We start from the raw sequence: 16,263 nt of genomic DNA, 5'->3' as shown, positions 1-16,263 counted from the left end.
TCCCATGGCGCGGAACTGGACCTTGATTGCGGGGGCGTTGGTAGCGACGTTGCCGGCGTTGTTTCTTCGTCTGACTCACGGGCATCTCTCGCCCGGGATCGAGGCGGGGGTTTTCGGCGTGGCGATTCTCGGTGGGGCGTTTCTCCTGACGTGGGCAGCCGAAGTGGCCGAGATGGACATCTCGCAGGGGTTGGCGTTGGCCTTTCTGGCGCTGGTGGCGGTGCTGCCCGAGTACGCGGTCGACCTGTACTTCGCGTGGAAAGCGGCGGCGAATCCGCAGTACACGTCGTATGCGACGGCGAACATGACCGGGGCGAATCGTTTGCTCATCGGGATTGCCTGGCCGTTGATCGTGCTCCTGTTCTGGTCGCGGACGCGCAAGCGGGAGCTGGTGCTGCCGGCCGAGCGGTCGGTGGAGCTGGTGTTCCTGACGTTGGCCACGGTCTACTCGTTCGTGCTGCCGTTCAAGGGGACGATTTCGCTCTTCGACATGTTGGTCCTCGTGGGTCTGTTCGCGGGCTACGTGTGGCGCATTGCGCAGTCCGAATCGGAGGAACCCGAACTGATCGGGCCGGCGCTGGCGATAGCCGGGCTCGGGCCGGCCCGGCGGCGGGTGGCGGTTGGGGTGTTCTTCGTGTTCTCGGCGGTCGTTATCCTGTCCTCCGCAGAGCCTTTTGCGGAGGCTCTGGTTGCGCTCGGGCGGCGCCGGGGGATCGACGAGTTTCTGCTCGTGCAATGGCTGGCGCCGCTGGCGTCGGAAGCCCCGGAGATCGTCATTGCCAGCATCCTGACGCTCAAGGGGGATGCGCAGGCGGGCATGGGAGCAATGGTGTCGTCGAAGGTGAACCAGTGGACGCTGCTCGTCGGCACGTTGCCGTTCGTGTACAGCCTCGGACTGGGTGCGCCGGGGGCGTTGCACCTCGATAGCCGGCAGGTCGAGGAGATCCTCTTGACCTCGGCGCAGTCCTTGTTCGCCGTGGCCGTGCTCTCGAATTTGCGCCTATCGCTGCGCGAGGCGGGACTGCTGTTCGGGTTGTTTGCGGCGCAGTTGTTCTTTCCGAACCCGACGGTGCGCTACGGATTCGCGTTGGCTTATCTGACGCTGGCCGCCGCCACGATGGTGCGCAACCGGCACCTTCTGGCCGGTTTCCTGCGCGCCGGCATCCGCGGCGCGGCGCCGGGTCGCCACTGATTCGATGTTGCCGGACCGCGGTGTGCGGCGCGCGACCCGTCCTGCTCGCCGGTCACCGTCGGATGCGGAAGGCATCGAAGTCGCCGGCATAGGGAAGGAGTTGCTGGTCGACGCCGGTAACGAGCGCGCCCGGGGGGCCGGCGTGGCTCCAGTCGATGAGCCGGCGGACGAGTTCGGCGTGGCCTTCGGCGACCAGCTCGACGTCTCCGTCGGGCGTGTTGCGCACCCAGCCCGTCAGGCCAAGGCGCATCGCTTCGTCGACGGCGGCGTACCGGAATCCGACACCCTGCACGCGTCCCTTGATGCGTAGCCGCACCCGCTGTCGCACCGGTGGCTCGCCGGCAGGAGTTTCCGGCGGGGGTGGCTCTGTGGTCATGCCGGCGACCTTACCACGTCCGGGTTTGCGGCCTCGACTCCCGACTACGCAACCGTGCCTTCGAGCAGGTTCCGCAAACCGGCTTCGTCGAGCACCGTGACGCCGAGCGCGCGAGCCTTGTCGAGTTTGCTGCCGGGTTCGTCGCCGGCGACCACGTAGTCGGTCTTCTTGCTGACGCTCGAGGCGACCCGGCCGCCGTGGGCTTCGATGTCGCGTGCGACCTCATCGCGCGGCCGCGACAGAGCGCCCGTTAGCACGAACGTCTTGCCGGCCAGCGATCCCGACCGCGCGCGTCGTTCTGCGGCCGGTTGCACCCCGGCGCGCAGCAGGCGGGCAATGATCGTGCGGTTTGCCGGCAGATCGAAGAAGGCGCGGATTTCGCGGGCGGTTTCGGGGCCGACGTCGCGGACGGCGAGAAGCTCGGGTTCTCTGGCTTCCTGCAGGGCGGCGATGCTGCCGAAGTGCTCGGCGAGCACGCCGGCCATGTGCTCGCCGACCTGCGGGATGCCGAGTCCGTTGAGGAAGCGCGCCAACGTGGTGTGTTTGCTGCCGGCAATGGCGTCGAGGATGTTTTGCGCCGACTTTTCGGCCATGCGGTCGAGGTCGACGAGCTGGGCCCGGGTGAGATCGTAGAGGTCGGCGACGTTGCGGATCAATCCGCGTTCGACGAGTTGCGACACCAGTTTTTCGCCGAGGCCGTCGATATTGAGGCCGTGTTTCGAGGCGAAGTGGCGTATACCTTCGCGCAGCTTTGCCGGGCAGTCCATGCCGATGCACCGATGGGCTGCGGCCCCTGCGTCGCGAATCACCGGGCTCTCGCAGACCGGGCAGGTTGCCGGCATGCGGAACTTGCGCTCCCGGCCGGAGCGGCGGTCCTTCACGACTTCGACGACGTAGGGGATGACGTCGCCGGCCCGTTCGATGACGACGGTGTCGCCGATGCGCACGTCTTTGCGCTCGACCTCGTCCATGTTGTGCAGGGAGGCGGAGGTGATGGAGACGCCGGCGACCTGCACGGGCTCGAGTTCGGCGGTGGGCGTAATGACCCCGGTGCGGCCGACGGAAGGGATGATGTCGACGACGCGGGTGGTGCCTTGCTGGGCGGCGAACTTGAAGGCGATAGCCCAGCGCGGCGAGCGGGATACCTCGCCGAGCTGGCGTTGCGCCGGGAGGGAGTTGACCTTGGCGACGACGCCGTCGATGTCGTAGGGCAGCTCGGCGCGACGCCCGGCAAGTTCGGCATGGTAGCGCACGACGGCGTCGGCGCCGGCGCAGATCCGGTTCAGGGGATTGGTCTTGAGCCCCCAGGTGCGCAGTGCGGCGAGGAAGTCCCAGTGGGTGTCGAAGCCGGCGCCGTCGATTTGGCCGGGCGCATAGGCGAAGAAGTCGAGCGGGCGGGATGCCGTGATGCGCGAGTCGAGCTGGCGGAGCGACCCTGCCGCGGCGTTGCGCGGATTGGCGAACGGCGGCTCGCCGCGTGCGGCGCGTTCGGTGTTGAGCGCGTCGAAGGCGCGGCGGAAGTAGATCGCCTCGCCCCGGATCTCGAGGCGCCGCGGCGGTGGCGGAGTTTTGCGGGCACTTCCGAGGCGCAACGGGATGCTGCGGATCGTCCTGACGTTTGCGGTGACGTCTTCGCCGTTGGCACCGTCGCCGCGGGTGGAGGCCACGGTCAGGTCGCCGTTCTCGTAGACGAGTTCGACGGCGAGCCCGTCGAGTTTGGGCTCGGCGACGTATTCGACCGGATCGGTGGTGTGCAGCAGGCGTTGCACGCGGGCGTCGAACTCGCGCAGATCGGCTTCGCTCATGGCATTGTTGAGCGACAGCATCGGCAGGGTGTGCCGCACGGTGGCGAACTTTTCTGCCGGCGGCGCGCCGACGCGCTGAGTCGGCGAAGTCGGACTGCGGAACTCGGGATGGGCGGCTTCGAGTTCCAGGAGGCGTCGAAAGAGCCGATCGTACTCGGCGTCGGAGATCTCCGGCGCGTCGAGGACGTGGTATCGATAGTTGTGATGGTCGATCCGGGCGCGCAGGGCTTCGATCTCCTGCGCGATGTTGCCGACCGAGGGTGTGGCGCTCACCACCGGATTTATACCGTCGAAGCTAAGTTGCCGGCAAACCGCGCGGTGCGGCGATCGAATCGACCTTGACTTTCCGCTGCGGCTACTCGAATGATCGAAGGGTTGCCGCAGGCGAGTTTGCGAATATGCGCAGTTGGTTAGTGGCTACCGGGGTGGCGGCGTTCGTCCTGGCGTTCGTCGAGACACCGGCACATGGGCAGACCTGTGCCGGCGACTTCGATTTCAGTCGCCAGGTTAGCGCGGACGACGTGCCCGAGGGAATCGCGTTCCTTTTCGGCAAGTTCGGGGCATTCAACGACTTTACCCCGGTCTTGAAGGGAATTGCGGATGTCAACCGCGACGGCGGGTTCACGGTCGCCGACATCGGCGGCACGGTTAGGCTTATCGAGACAATATGCGGTGCGACTCCGACGGTCGGGACACCGCTGCCAACCCCGACGCCCTCGCGGACCTCCAGCGCGGGTGCGACAACCAGCTCGACGCCCGGGACCCCGACGCCGACGCCGACCCCGGTCGTGAGCCCGACGGGTTCCGTGACACGACCGCCGACGCCGGTCGGCCACGGTCCCGATTGCCCGCTTCAATCTGCAAGCGTGGGAACGACCGCAGGAGCGCTGACGGTGACGGATTGCGTCGCCGCGGTGGCCGGTGGGAATCGGTACGTTGACGGGTACGAGCTGGCCGTCGAGACACCCGGAGTGGCGGTGCGTGTCGACGTTACCTCGACGGAGTTCACGCCGTACCTGTTGATTCGCGATCCTGGGGGGCAGTTTGTGACCGTGGAAGGGACGCCTCCGATCGAGTTCGTCGCGACCTCGTCGTCACCGTACGCAATATTTCTTACGAGTGCGCCGGGGTCTATATCGGACCTGGGGGGGTACGGGCTGAGTGTATCGACGCGTGCGTGTCCCGTCCCGCTCGCCCTTGCCTTGCCGCAAAACGGCGAGCTCACCGCGGACGACTGCCCTGAGCCGGCGGTTCCGTCGGTGGGATCGCAGTTGAACCCGGCGGATCAGTTCTTCATCACGGTGACCGATAGCGAGGTGCCGAAGAATATCAGGCTGCAGATGACGGTTATAAGCGGCGACGTGGACCCGGAATTCGCGGTCATCGGACCGGACGGGTACGAGTTGCTTTACGCCGCCGCCGACAACCTGGTGATCGGAGAGGACGATCTCAACGAAGACGCCCGGTTTCTGGCTTTGCAGCCCGGTCGATACACGGTGATAGTGTCTGGACTGGGCGGCCTGGGCAAGTATCGCATCGCGCCGGTCACGCAGCCCCAGTGTCGCACCAAGGCCCTGCCGGCCCTCGGGGATGTGACGCGGGCGCAGGTCTCCGGCAAGCTGTTCGGTGCGATTTCGGGTCCGAACAGCTCGAGTTGTGCGGCGCCGCTCAGGCCGCCGGCCTCGGACGTCGACGCTCCGGAGCCCGGCAGTCCGTCCGATGTGTACACATTCGACGCCAGCGCCGGGGATGTCGTGAGTTTCATGCTGGACTCTGACGATGACCCCTATCTGTTCCTCCTCGGTCCGGTCGACTGCAGCCGTGCCGGCGCGGGTTGCGTACCGAAAATGTTGCTGGCGACGGACGACGACAGCGGCGAATTGGGTGGCTCTTCGGCCCAACTGGCCGCAACCATTGTCCATCCCGGGACCTACCTGCTGATCGTGGCAAATGCCGCTCCTCTTTTCCCGCCGGAAGACGGGGACGAGGGAGAAGAAGTGTCCTACACGCTCTTCACGCAGCGGTGTACGAGCCGGGGGACTCTGACGCTGAACGGCGCGGCGCGGTCGGCCAGCTTCGATGCGTTCTCTTGCCGCGGTTCCGGTGGAGTCCCGGTGGCATCGTACGCGTTCGAAGGTACTTCAGGTAATTTCGCGGCGGCCAGCGTGACGGGAAATACCTTTGACGCTTTCGTGCGAATTGTCGGACCGGATGGCGCAGTAATGCAGAACGACAACGACCCGTTTGCGCCCGGCAGTGCGAATGCATTCGTGGGTCGGGTTATGGCTAGCACCGGAACGTACTTTGTAGAGGCGTCGGCGTCGACGGCGCAGGATGCTCCGTCGCTGTCATCGCCGGTGGCGTACAGTGTCGGCGTGAGGAGCTGCCCGCTGGCGGTCGGGAATACCGGGGCGGTGAACGGGTCTCTTACCGCCGCCGACTGCACTTTGCCGAACGGGCGCAGGTACGACGTTTACCGTTTCGATGGCCCGGCCGACCCACAGCGACCCGACGTGCTCAGTGTGCGGGTGCCCGAAGGCACCTGCGCCGCCGCGCTGCTCACCTCGGGAATGCAGGTGCCGGTTGATCAGTGTGCGACCGGCGTGTTCGAGTTGCCCCTACTCCCCGGACGCTCTGGCCTCATCGTGGCTGGCGCCACCGCGGGGACGGGCGGACCGTATGTGCTCGATGTTGCGCGTTGCGGGTCGACACTCGTGGGATTCGGGACGTCGACCGCGGGCGTGTTGAGTGGCGGCGATTGTGCGGCGGCAGACGGCTTGCAGGCGCAATGGTTTTTCGCCCGGGCACCGACCGGGCTGGTGACGTTCTTGTCGAATGGTGTCCTGGGAAACGCATCCGCGGAATTCCCTCTCGATGTCCGCCTCACGGATTCGTTCGGTGCGTTTCCCGCGGGTGAAGGTGGCGGCTTCGCCGATAGCGCCGAGTTGATGTACAGCTTCGGGTCGGACCTGGGTCTGCTGATGCGGATACAGAGTGCCAGTGGCTCCGACACGGGTGTGTTCCGGGTGACGGTGAACGCCGGCGAACGCCGACAGTAAGCCGAAGAACAAGATAGTTTGACTTGACGCTCTCTGAGAGCGTGGTGTATCGGTCTGTCCGTTGCCATAAGTTAGGAGGGCGTGGTGCGGGCGGCGAAGAGAAGAGGACTGGTGCGCGCGGCGGTTCGGCTCACCGGTGCGTTGATCGGTGCCGCGTTAGGCGTGCTGGCCGGATGCGGTGAGGGGGGGACGCCGAGTGCGGTGGGCAGCGTTGTGGCCATGCGCGCCGTTTGGCAGCGGACACCGGCCGATCCGACGGGGGGGACGCTTGGGTTTGAGAGTTCCACGCAGGTCCCGCCCAGCGTGCAGACGATCGAGGTGCGGGTGTCTCCGGCCGGGGCGCCAGCGGAGCGAGTTTTCGTACAGCCCACCGGCGCGTCGGTGACGGTTAGCGGCATTCTGCCCGGGGTGGTTACAGTGCAGCTCTTCGGTTACGACGTGCCTTTTGCCGAGCGTAGCGAAATCGTTTCGGCCGCTTTGCCGCCGTCGTTTGCGAGCGGTCCGAAGTCGGTGGAGGTCGTTCCTTATGCGGTCACGGACGCGGGGGTGTTCGAGTTGGCCGCGCGGCCGTTCGTCACCGGGTTCGATCCCGTGCCGGGGGCAATCGGGGTGAGCCGGCTGTCGCCGGTCGAGTTTGTCATCGCGACGGCGGTCGGGGCGGTCGACCCGGAAGGGATCGACGTCGACATTGACGGGTTGGCAATTGTCCGTTCCGGGGAGAGCGATCCGCAGGCAGGTCTTATCCCCTGTGACGACAAATCCGAACTGCCTTGTAGCGCAGACGGCGACCGGAACTTGGTTGGGTTTCGCTTCTTTTATGATCCCTTGTTGTCGTACCCGCCGGAAGCCCCGGTGGGTGTGTTCGTGTCGGCCGCGGATTTTCAAGGAATCTCGGTAGCGTACAGTTACGGATTCAATACGACAGCCGACGCGCTCCTGGCTGGCCCGGGCGCCCGAGCGAGGGGGAGTGTTAAGTGAGGCGCCGCTGGTCTCTGGCCGGGGTTGTGGTGGTGCTGGGGTGTGCGGTGGTGGTCGCCAGTGCCGCGCCGGCGCGGGCGAACGTCGAATCGCAGGCCTTGTACGCGCGTGGGCTGATACCCTTCAACCGCGCCGAGTGGGTGGCGGCTTATCAGCTGTTCAATCAGGCGGTCGAGGCGGATCCCGAGGATGCCGTGGCCATCTACTACCGCGGCCTTGCGCAGGCCCGTGGCGGCCAGGCGGCGGCGGCGATCGGCGATTTCGAGCGGGCGCTATCGCTCGATCCGAACCTGCCCCATGCGGCGCTCGATCTGGGGATTGCGTACTACGACACTGGGCAGTACGCCGCGGCGCAGCCGTGGTTGGAAAAGGCGCGGCAGCAACCAGCTGAGCGGTACACGGCGGCACTGTTCCAGGGGCTGACGCTTTACCGCCTCGGCGACCTTAACAACGCACTGGCGTACTTGAACGAGGCACGCGGCGACCCGGAGGTGCGCACGACGGCGAGCTATTATGCCGGGTTGACGATGTTGCGACTCGGCAACACGTCGGCCGCCAGGGAGCTGTTCACAGAGGTTGCCAACGAGCAACCGCAAAGCGAGATCGGGCAGGCGGCAAGAGCCTACCTGGCCGGTGGCACGGGCGCGGCACCGATGGCAGTTAAGCCCTGGGGGGTCTACGGCCAGGTCAACCTGGAGTACGATAGCAACGTGGTGATCGGGCCGGATACATCGAATCCGGGGTTTGTCGCCGCCGGGCTGACTTCAAAGGGAGACGGCCGGGCCGTGGTCGCGGTGGGGGGGCATTACCGCCTCCTCGAAACCGACTACGGGGCGTTGTTGGGCTCGTACGATTTTTCCCAGAGCCTGCACTTCGATTTGACGCAGTTCAACCTGACGGGCAACCGGCTTCAACTGCACGCACAATCGAGTCCGGGTCCGTTAACGTACGGGATATCGGCGGCCTATGACATCTATCTGTTAGACTTTGGGAGCTTCTATCAGGAGGGCATAGGTCTTCCGTGGCTGAGTTATGCGTGGGTGCCCGAGGCGCCCACGCAGGTATACTTCCGCATTCGCGGCCGTGACTTCCTGGGTACTCCCTACAACCCCGGCCGCGACGCGGCGAACTACGGCCTCGGCCTGCGCCAGTGGCTGGCACTCGGCGATCCGCAATGGTTGCTGACCTTTGGCTACCTGTGGGAGTTCGAGGATACAATTTCCGACGGGCCGGCTGGACGGGACTTCCAGTACAAGTCGAACCAACTCGACATCGGTGTCACGCTACCGCGATTGTTCGATACGACGGTCCAGCTCGCCTACCTGTTCCGACTGGACGATTACCAGTATCCGAATAGTCGAGTGGCTTTCGCTTTTGCGCGTCACGATAACGCCAGTCAATTCGTGATCGGCGTCGTTTACGATATGACGGCGAACGTGGCGTTGACGTTGGATTTTATCGGCATCGTGCACAATTCAAATATCCTGGACTTCGAGTATCCGCGCATTGTTGTCGGGCCGGGTGTGCGGGTAAGCTTCTGAGGACGAGCATGCGACTACGGACGGTAAGGACAATCTGTGCCGGCCTGCTGTTGCTTGCCGGCATGGCGCGGACGGGGCTATCCGAGGAGCGGGCAGGCACCCTTGCGGCGGTTCAGGGACTCGTTACCGTCGACCGGTCGACGGGGGCAATGGCGGGAGTCGTCGGGGCCGCAGTCGATGTGGGCGACCGTATCTCCACGGATGCAACCGGGCGAGCCAAGCTGGTTCTGGAGGGGGACAGTGTTCTCGACCTGGCGCCGAACACCGACGTCAAGGTGGACCGGCTTCGCAGTCATGGGCGGCGCGGGATGGAGGCGGTACTGCAGTTGCGGCAGGGTGCTGTCCGGGTCTGGGTCGGGTCTGCTTATGGCGGCGATGGTCGCTACGAGGTGGAGACGCCAACGGCGATCGTAGCGGCGCGCGGTACCGAGTTCGTGGTGCGGTACTACATTGATGCCGAAGTTACCGAAGTGCTCTCGGTCAGTGGCGAGGTGAGTGTGGTGGGACGTTTGGCGGTGCTTGGCGGAGCGGTGGAGGTGTCGGCCGCGCAGTACACGCAGGTGCGCCGCGGGGGCGTCCCGACCACGCCGGAGCTTCTGAGCGACGCCCGACTGCGTCAGTACGTCGAGGGTTTGGAAATATTTGGCACCGGGCGCCGCGACGGCCTTAACGTCGAGCACGGCCTGGTCGTTGGACGACTCGGGAGTCCGGACGACGTGCCGGCGCGCATTGCGGGTAGTGCCTCTGCCGGGATAGGAACAAGCGCTCCGGAGGAGTTCCTTGCGAATCGGTTGTCGCAGGACGTGCGTACGAATACGCAGCCACTGCTCGATTTTGAGCGGACGCCGCCGGGGCAGGTCCCGCCGGGGAGTGCAATCGTCGATTACTGAGTGCGACGGGAGTGAAGGAATCGCTGTGGTGCGGGGCCGGTGAGGCTCGGTTGCGTTGGCCCTCGGACTTGCTCACGGTCAAATTTTGTGCAATGAAACGAAGGTGTTTTGAAACTGGAACTTGCCATGTGGCGAGAAGGAGGTGACAGCAATGCGGATCCGGAAGACTCAGGTGGCGGCGGGATTGGCTGGTCTGCTGGTGCTCGGTATGACAGCCGGGTGCGGCCCGTCCAAGAAGGAGCAGGAGTTGGCTGCCCGCATTGAGGCGGCGGCTAGCAAGGCCGAAGCGGCGGCGAACAAGGCCGAGGCGGCGGCACGAAGCGCGGCGGACTCGGCCCAGCGCGCCGAGGCGTCTGCGGCCAAGGCCGAGGCGATCTTCCAGAAGCACATGAGGAAGTAGAACCAAGGAGCAGACTTATCGGCAAGGAGGGCACCGCCTGGCGGGTGCCCTCCTTGCTTGCTCCGCATCAGCGAAGGGGGAAGAGGACCAGCGTCTTGATCGACGCTCGGTCCTGCGCGGCGGTGCGGTAAGCCTCCGCTGCTTCATCGAGCGGGAACCGATGCGTGACTACCTGTTCGACGGCTACTACACCGCGCACGATGTAGTCGAGAGCCGTTCTGGTTTCGGCCGGGCCGCACGAATAACTGGGGATCAACCTGATCTCGCGGAAATAGACGTCGAAAGTCGATAGGCTCAGTCGCGTCTCGGCCGGGGTGCCCATGAATTGCACGACCGTGCCGCCTCTGGCTGCGCACGCGAGGGCAGTCTCGATCGCCTCGACGGTGGGGGGGCCGGCGACGACGATCTCGCAGCCCTCCCCGCCGGTTACGGCGGCCACCTGAATAGATAGGTCATCGGCGGAGGCATCGAGAACCACGTCGGCCCCGAGATTGCGGGCGTGGGCGCAGCGCTCGGGAACGAGGTCGGCGCCAATGATCTGGCGGGCGCCGAGATGGCGCGCGAGGATCACGTGCAGCTGACCCATAACGCCGAGTCCGATGACCAGGACCGAGGCGCCGGCAACCTGACCGGCGCGGCCGAGGGACTTGACGACGCAAGCCGTGGGCTCGATCAATACGCCGTCCTCATCGCTGACCGAGGCCGGCAGTGAGAGGGTGTCTCCGAAAAGGTTCGCCTCCGGTACAAGGAAGAACTCTGCCATACCGCCGGGAACTATGTATGAGGTGCGCCAGGTCGGGCACTGGACGTACTCGCCGCGCCGGCAGGCCCGACAGGCGAAGCAGGGTGCGTGATGGTGCACAAAGACCCGGTCGCCCGGACGGAGGTGGTTCACCTCGGTCCCGACTTCGACGATTTCCCCGGTGGGCTCGTGCCCGAATACCAGCGGGGCTTTCTTGCGGATGTACCAGGGAACGACGTCACCTGAGCAGATGCCGCACGCGCGGGTGCGCACGAGTGCCTCGCGCGGGCCGGGACGCGGCACGGGGGCCTCCTCGATGCGCACGTCGAGGTAATCGTACAGGCGGGCTACTTTCATGGCCTGGTGGTTCGATGGCGTGCGTCCGGGAACGTACGCGAGGTCATAGGTTCGGCTACGGATCGACTCGGCATGGCGAGCATCGGTGGGCGAGGAACACCCTTTCTCAGGACCGCAAGGAGCACCCCACCGCGCAGGGCAGGCGGGTCAACCTCCTCGCTTGCTACGCCAGACCACCAGTCGCAGATGGGAAAACGTTGCCGCACGTGCGCGTCACTCCATCAAGGCAGGACGGCGAACTTGATGCCGTCGCCGCGTTGGTGGGCGTCCAGCGCCTGGGGCAACTGGGGGAGCGGATACACGCCGCTGATTAGCGCATGACCGGCGAACGCATCGGTCGTGAGCAAATCGTAAGCTCGGCGTACCGATCGCGGCGTGAAGTGGAACGGGCTGACGACCCGCAGCTGGTCGTAGTGCAGACGCTGGGTGTCCACAGAGACGTGCGAACCGGGCGGACAGCCGCCAAACAGCACCACGGTGCCGCCCCGCCGCGCAAACCCCGGTGCCGCTTCCCAGACTTCGATCTGGCCGGTGCACTCGATGACCACGTCGGCGCCACGCCCGCCGCTGCGAGCGCGAACCCGCTCGCGGGCGAGTTCGAGGTCCCCCACCAGTACCTCGGTGGCCCCAAGCTGGCGCGCGTACTCAGCCCGTGACGGGCGCCGCCCGATGACGACGATGTCCTCGACGCCGTGAGTCCGTAGCAGTAGCAGGTGTAGCAGGCTGATCGCGCCAGCACCGAGCAGCACGACCGTATCGTCGGTGCGCAGCGGCACTGTCTCCAGGCCGTGGATGACGCAGGAAAGCGGTTCGAGTAGCGCCGCCACCGGGTACGAAACGCCGGCGGGCTTGGGATACACGTTGGTTGCCACCACTCTTGCAGGCAGCTTGACGTACTCGGCAAAGGCACCAACGACATAGGTGGCCATCAGCGTAGCGCACAGGTTCTCCTGGCAACGGGTGCAGAAGTAGCACGATCCGCAAGGGGCGGTTGGCACCGCCATTACGGCGTCGCCCTCGCGAAAACCGCGCAGTCCCTCGCCGACCGCGGCAATTTCGCCGGCAAACTCGTGACCGAACATGGTCGGCATGGGGAACTTGGGATGGCCGCGGAGCAACGACTTGACGTCGGTGCCACAGGTTAGCGCCGCGCGGACGCGCAGAACGATCTCACCCGGCCCCGGGACCGGCCGCGGCATTTGGCAGAGAGACATCCGCCCCGGTTCCCAGAGTACGAACCCGTGCATCGCCGGCGCTTTACTGGCCGGTAAGCTCACCGACGAGCTCGGGGACATGTTGCATGGGGTATCCGCGCCGGAAGTGGATGTCAATCGACAGTCGATTCGGACCGGAGGACTGACTTCAGCGGCATACAAGGCTATAGCGGGCCCATGTCCGGGGACGGCTCGGGGAGCGCGGCGGTAGCGAAGCTGGTAGCGGAAGCGGCGGCCGGGAAGGCCCGACGGGCCTATCTGTTCGTGGGTGAGTCGGCGGCGACACGCGCCGCCGCTGAGGCGCTGGTTAACGTGCTGGTCCCGCCGGCGCGGCGCAGTTTCAATCTCGAGGTATACGACGGGCGGAGCGCCGCCTTCGGACGAGTTGTCGACAGCGCGCGCACGCCGGGCTTTTTCGCCGGCGCCAAGGTCATTTGGGTCCGCGAGAGCCCCGCCTTCCTCGCCGCCGAGAAGCGTCCGGACGTCACCAAGGCCTTGCTGGCGGCCTGGGATAACGGTCGCGAGTTGGAGGCGGCGGAGAAGTTGATGGCTCTGGTGGCGCTCGCCGGATGGTCCGACGAACAGTTCCGCGAGGCGCGTTGGGAGCAACTGTCGAAGACGAGAATCCGGGAGGTTTTCGGGGGAGAACTGGATGGTGCGCAGTTGGCGGCCGTCCGTCAGGTGCAGAGCGCATGTGTGGCACGCGATCTGCGCGCCGGCGATTATCGGGATGAAGGCACCGCCCTTGCCGATCTGCTCGAAGGCGGAGACCCGGGCGGGGCAATCCTGCTGTTTACGGCGGCGGCCGCGGATGCGCGGAAGCGCGTCGTCAAGCGCCTGGCGGAGGTCGGCGCGGTGGTCGATCTGACCGTCGCTAGAGAACGCAGCGGTACGCTCGCCGAGGACGCGGTGACGGCTATCGTTCGCGAGGTGACCGCAACATTCCGCAAGCAACTGTCGCCTGCCGCCCTGGCGTTGTTGCGGCGCCGTGCGGGCTCCGACCCGGCCGCCCTCGCCGGCGAAGTCGAGAAGGTCTGTCTGTATGCGGGGGATCGCGCAGTTATCGATGTCGGCGACGTGAGCGCGGTGGTCCGTGACATGGGAGAGTCGTGGATCTTCGATTTCACCAGCGCGTTGGCAGCGCGGCAGTTACCGGCGGCGGTCTCCCTGCTGCGGGATCTACTTGGCCAGGGCGAACCTCCCTTACGCCTCCTTGCCATGGTTGCCCGCGAACTGCGTTTGCTGTTGCTGGCGCGGGAGAGTCTCGATAGCGAGCTGCGGGGCCTCTGGCGTACCGGCCTGGCGTTCCCGCAGTTCCAGAGCCGGGTGTTGCCGCATCTGGACGGTGCGACCCGGGAGGCTTTTGGGCCAGCGCATCCGTACGTGCTTTACCGCCGCTTTCAGGATGCCGAGCGCACTGCGGCTCCGGCCCTGCGCGGGGCGCTCGTCGATCTTGCGGAGCTCGATCGCCGGCTCAAGTCGTCCGCCGGTTTGCCCGCGCTCTTACTCGAAGCGTTCGTGATGCGCTGGTGCGCGACCCAGGTGGGCGGCGCGCGTTGATGGCGGTCGGGTTCACTCCGCCCCGCGACGGACGACGAACACCGGGCACGGCGCGGTACGGACGATCGCTTCGGCGACGCTACCGACCAGAATGTGATCCATGCTGGTATGGCCGTGCGTCGACAGGACGATCAGGTCGACGTCGCGCTGGCGCGCCATTAGCGCGGTCTGCTCCGCCGGATCGCCGACTTCGGTGAGGAGTTCGCAATTCGCATAGTTGCCTAACTGGTCGCGGTGGATGTCGAGCATACGGGCCAGAGCGCGGGTGCGCGCTTCCTCGAAGGTGAGGACATGTCCGCTGGGCTCGTACAGCTCTCCCGATGGAACGTGGACGACGTGCAGCAGCAGGAGTTTGCCGCCGGCCTGTTGCGCGAAGCGCAGTCCGTACGCCAGCGCGCGGAACGACTCGGACGAGAAGTCAGTGGGGCAGAGGGTCGTCTTGAATTCTCGCGGCATGGTTCCTCCCTGGTTGTTACGCGAGCGTTATTGCGAGGACTTGTACCCGTGCTGCATAAGGTTTGGCGCCAACCTCGACCTCCCGGCCGCTAGCGACGTGCCCTGGCGAGCACTTGGCACCTCTTCTGGAACGTTGTCAATCGGTTGCGGCGTTTCCGGCGTACCGCGGGCGGCGGGTGCCGCGATCGGGGCCATGCGGTCGCAAATCCAGGGGAGTGCCGAGGGCGCCTCCGTAGAGCCGGCCGGTATGTGTCGGCCGCCGTCATATCGCGTGATGGGACCGAGCAGGTGGGAGAGCGCCGTTCCGCCGTGGAGTTGCGGGCGAGAATCCGGTAGGAGGCTGACATGCCGATGATCGACATCGGGGGGCTGGCCGTGCATTTCCATGACGAGGGTGGCGGCACACCTGTGTTGCTATTACACGGCCTCGGGCAGGACGCGGGGTACTGGGACGTCGAGGCTCCCGTGCTGGCGGCCCACCATCGCGTGCTGCGTTGCGATTTGCGCGGCTTCGGAGCGACCGCAAAGCCGGCCGGTCCGTACTCCCTGACCCAATACGCCGCCGACGTGGCCAATTTCCTTGCTGCGCTGGAGGTCGATTGCGCCCACGTGGTTGGCATCTCGATGGGCGGGGTCATCGCTCAACGACTGGCGCTGGACGATCCGCGAAGGGTGCGATCGGCCGTTCTTGTGAGCACGTCGAGCGAGGTCGGTCGCGCATCGACCTCGGTCTGGCAACGATTGGCGGACAGCGTCGAGCGCGATGGCTTCGACGAGCATCTGGCGGACGCCTCTCGTGCCTTCTCCACCGGCTTTGCCGCGGCTCATCCCGACGTGGTTGCGGCGATGACGCAGCGTAACGCCGGTAACGATCCCCGCGCTTACGCGGCGGCCGCGCGGGCGGTTAGCGACTACAACTGGACAAGCGCCCTGGGCGGTATCGCCGCACCCGTGCTGATTCTCCAGGGGCTGGAGGACCGGCTCACGCCGCCGGGCGGCTCGGTGAAGATGCGCCGAGCGATCCCGAGGGCACGGGTGTTGATGATAGAGCAGGCCGGCCACAATCTGCCCCTCGAACGACCTGAGGTATTTCGGGCCGCGGTGCTGGCATTCACTGCCGGCGTCGATTTCGCCCGCCCGTGAGGCGCTGTCCTCGATCGTCAATGCATCAGGAGGTCTATGTCCCGGCGCAGTTCCATACAGCTCACGCCAGATGAACGAAGAGAGTTTCTGGCTGCGGCGAAGACCATCATTCTGTCCACGATCGACAGCAACGGATACCCCCATTCGGTGGCGATGTGGTACGTCATGGATGGGGAAGAATGCCTGATGACGACCTATGCGAAGTCGCAAAAGGCGGTCAACATCCGGCGCAACCCGAAGGTGGCGCTGCTGGTTGAATCCGGGGTCACCTACGACACGCTACGGGGCGTATTGATACGCGGTACTGCCCGGTTGGAATCGGAGATCGACTTGTGCCTGGCCGTGCTAACGCAGGTGCACGCTAAGATGCACGGGTCCCAGCCGGCTGGATTGGAGGATGCCCTGCGACAGCAAGCCCGCAAACGCGTGGTCATCCGCGTGACCCCGGTGCGGGTCAGCAGCTGGGACCACGGCAAGTTGGGCGGCGTCTACTAGCCGCTGTCCGAGAATAGATCCACCATGAAGGCGCGGGCTAAGGCGGTCGCCGAAT

14 protein-coding genes are annotated in these 16,263 nt (G+C 65.8%); 9 read left to right on the top strand and 5 right to left on the bottom strand.

What is annotated here, in order from left to right:
- The first annotated feature begins 4 nt into the window (after positions 1 to 4).
- Entirely contained in the window at positions 5 to 1,192 is a 1,188-nt protein-coding gene (locus tag L6Q96_07905) for a sodium:calcium antiporter (protein MCK6554492.1), read from the top strand.
- 52 nt (positions 1,193 to 1,244) lie between these two features.
- Here L6Q96_07905 and L6Q96_07900 read toward each other — a convergent pair whose 3' ends face one another.
- Complete coding sequence (locus tag L6Q96_07900) at positions 1,245 to 1,568, bottom strand: acylphosphatase (protein MCK6554491.1); 324 nt, start codon at positions 1,566 to 1,568, stop codon at positions 1,245 to 1,247.
- 44 nt (positions 1,569 to 1,612) lie between these two features.
- Entirely contained in the window at positions 1,613 to 3,646 is a 2,034-nt protein-coding gene (gene ligA / locus L6Q96_07895; protein ID MCK6554490.1) for an NAD-dependent DNA ligase LigA, read from the bottom strand.
- 125 nt (positions 3,647 to 3,771) lie between these two features.
- On the opposite strand from ligA, the gene L6Q96_07890 reads away from it, so the two are divergent.
- The 5 genes from L6Q96_07890 to L6Q96_07870 all read left to right on the top strand — a co-directional run bounded on the left by L6Q96_07890 (position 3,772) and on the right by L6Q96_07870 (position 10,241).
- Positions 3,772 to 6,432 (top strand): PPC domain-containing protein, encoded by a 2,661-nt coding sequence (locus L6Q96_07890; GenBank protein ID MCK6554489.1) that lies wholly within the window; start codon positions 3,772 to 3,774, stop codon positions 6,430 to 6,432.
- A gap of 84 nt (positions 6,433 to 6,516) precedes the next feature.
- Positions 6,517 to 7,410, top strand: a complete 894-nt coding sequence (locus L6Q96_07885) for a hypothetical protein (protein MCK6554488.1) — start codon at positions 6,517 to 6,519, stop codon at positions 7,408 to 7,410.
- On the top strand, positions 7,407 to 8,951 hold the full coding sequence (locus tag L6Q96_07880; protein ID MCK6554487.1) for a tetratricopeptide repeat protein: 1,545 nt from the start codon (positions 7,407 to 7,409) through the stop codon (positions 8,949 to 8,951). Before L6Q96_07885 ends, L6Q96_07880 begins: the two co-directional genes overlap by 4 nt.
- Positions 8,952 to 8,959: 8 nt before the next feature.
- Positions 8,960 to 9,841, top strand: a complete 882-nt coding sequence (locus L6Q96_07875) for a FecR domain-containing protein (protein MCK6554486.1) — start codon at positions 8,960 to 8,962, stop codon at positions 9,839 to 9,841.
- Between the two features lie 151 nt (positions 9,842 to 9,992).
- Positions 9,993 to 10,241 carry a hypothetical protein gene (locus L6Q96_07870; protein MCK6554485.1) on the top strand — a complete coding sequence of 83 codons (249 nt, stop codon included), beginning with the start codon at positions 9,993 to 9,995 and terminating at the stop codon, positions 10,239 to 10,241.
- A gap of 67 nt (positions 10,242 to 10,308) precedes the next feature.
- Here L6Q96_07870 and L6Q96_07865 read toward each other — a convergent pair whose 3' ends face one another.
- A complete protein-coding gene (locus L6Q96_07865) occupies positions 10,309 to 11,340 on the bottom strand; it encodes an alcohol dehydrogenase catalytic domain-containing protein (protein MCK6554484.1) in 1,032 nt (343 codons plus the stop codon).
- A gap of 221 nt (positions 11,341 to 11,561) precedes the next feature.
- Positions 11,562 to 12,539, bottom strand: coding sequence for an alcohol dehydrogenase catalytic domain-containing protein (locus L6Q96_07860; protein MCK6554483.1), 978 nt, complete (start codon positions 12,537 to 12,539; stop codon positions 11,562 to 11,564).
- A 192-nt stretch (positions 12,540 to 12,731) separates the two neighbouring features.
- Here L6Q96_07860 and L6Q96_07855 point away from each other — a divergent pair, with 192 nt between their 5' ends.
- Positions 12,732 to 14,114, top strand: coding sequence for a hypothetical protein (locus L6Q96_07855; GenBank protein ID MCK6554482.1), 1,383 nt, complete (start codon positions 12,732 to 12,734; stop codon positions 14,112 to 14,114).
- Positions 14,115 to 14,126: 12 nt separating this feature from the next.
- Here the strand turns inward: L6Q96_07855 and L6Q96_07850 are convergent, their stop codons facing one another.
- On the bottom strand, positions 14,127 to 14,570 hold the full coding sequence (locus L6Q96_07850) for a universal stress protein (protein ID MCK6554481.1): 444 nt from the start codon (positions 14,568 to 14,570) through the stop codon (positions 14,127 to 14,129).
- Positions 14,571 to 14,915: 345 nt separating this feature from the next.
- On the opposite strand from L6Q96_07850, the gene L6Q96_07845 reads away from it, so the two are divergent.
- Positions 14,916 to 15,713 carry an alpha/beta hydrolase gene (locus L6Q96_07845; protein ID MCK6554480.1) on the top strand — a complete coding sequence of 266 codons (798 nt, stop codon included), beginning with the start codon at positions 14,916 to 14,918 and terminating at the stop codon, positions 15,711 to 15,713.
- A gap of 36 nt (positions 15,714 to 15,749) precedes the next feature.
- Entirely contained in the window at positions 15,750 to 16,208 is a 459-nt protein-coding gene (locus L6Q96_07840) for a TIGR03618 family F420-dependent PPOX class oxidoreductase (protein MCK6554479.1), read from the top strand.
- Positions 16,209 to 16,263: the final 55 nt, after the last annotated feature.

The sequence above is a fragment of the Candidatus Binatia bacterium genome (assembly GCA_023150935.1).
Taxonomy (GTDB): domain Bacteria; phylum Desulfobacterota; class Binatia; order HRBIN30; family HRBIN30; genus JAKLJW01.
The sequence above is the reverse complement of the archived record's forward strand: the minus strand, read 5'-3'. Positions and strand labels throughout refer to the sequence as shown.

Bases quoted from the DNA above. Each gene is read 5' to 3' on its own strand.
- L6Q96_07900 (MCK6554491.1), bottom strand. From the start codon at position 1,568: ATGACCACAGAGCCACCCCCGCCGGAAACTCCTGCCGGCGAGCCACCG.
- L6Q96_07905 (MCK6554492.1), top strand. From the start codon at position 5: ATGGCGCGGAACTGGACCTTGATTGCGGGGGCGTTGGTAGCGACGTTG.
- L6Q96_07860 (MCK6554483.1), bottom strand. From the start codon at position 12,539: ATGCCGCGGCCGGTCCCGGGGCCGGGTGAGATCGTTCTGCGCGTCCGC.
- L6Q96_07840 (MCK6554479.1), top strand. From the start codon at position 15,750: ATGTCCCGGCGCAGTTCCATACAGCTCACGCCAGATGAACGAAGAGAG.
- L6Q96_07890 (MCK6554489.1), top strand. From the start codon at position 3,772: ATGCGCAGTTGGTTAGTGGCTACCGGGGTGGCGGCGTTCGTCCTGGCG.
- L6Q96_07850 (MCK6554481.1), bottom strand. From the start codon at position 14,570: ATGCCGCGAGAATTCAAGACGACCCTCTGCCCCACTGACTTCTCGTCC.
- L6Q96_07845 (MCK6554480.1), top strand. From the start codon at position 14,916: ATGCCGATGATCGACATCGGGGGGCTGGCCGTGCATTTCCATGACGAG.
- L6Q96_07865 (MCK6554484.1), bottom strand. From the start codon at position 11,340: ATGAAAGTAGCCCGCCTGTACGATTACCTCGACGTGCGCATCGAGGAG.
- L6Q96_07875 (MCK6554486.1), top strand. From the start codon at position 8,960: ATGCGACTACGGACGGTAAGGACAATCTGTGCCGGCCTGCTGTTGCTT.
- L6Q96_07855 (MCK6554482.1), top strand. From the start codon at position 12,732: ATGTCCGGGGACGGCTCGGGGAGCGCGGCGGTAGCGAAGCTGGTAGCG.
- L6Q96_07870 (MCK6554485.1), top strand. From the start codon at position 9,993: ATGCGGATCCGGAAGACTCAGGTGGCGGCGGGATTGGCTGGTCTGCTG.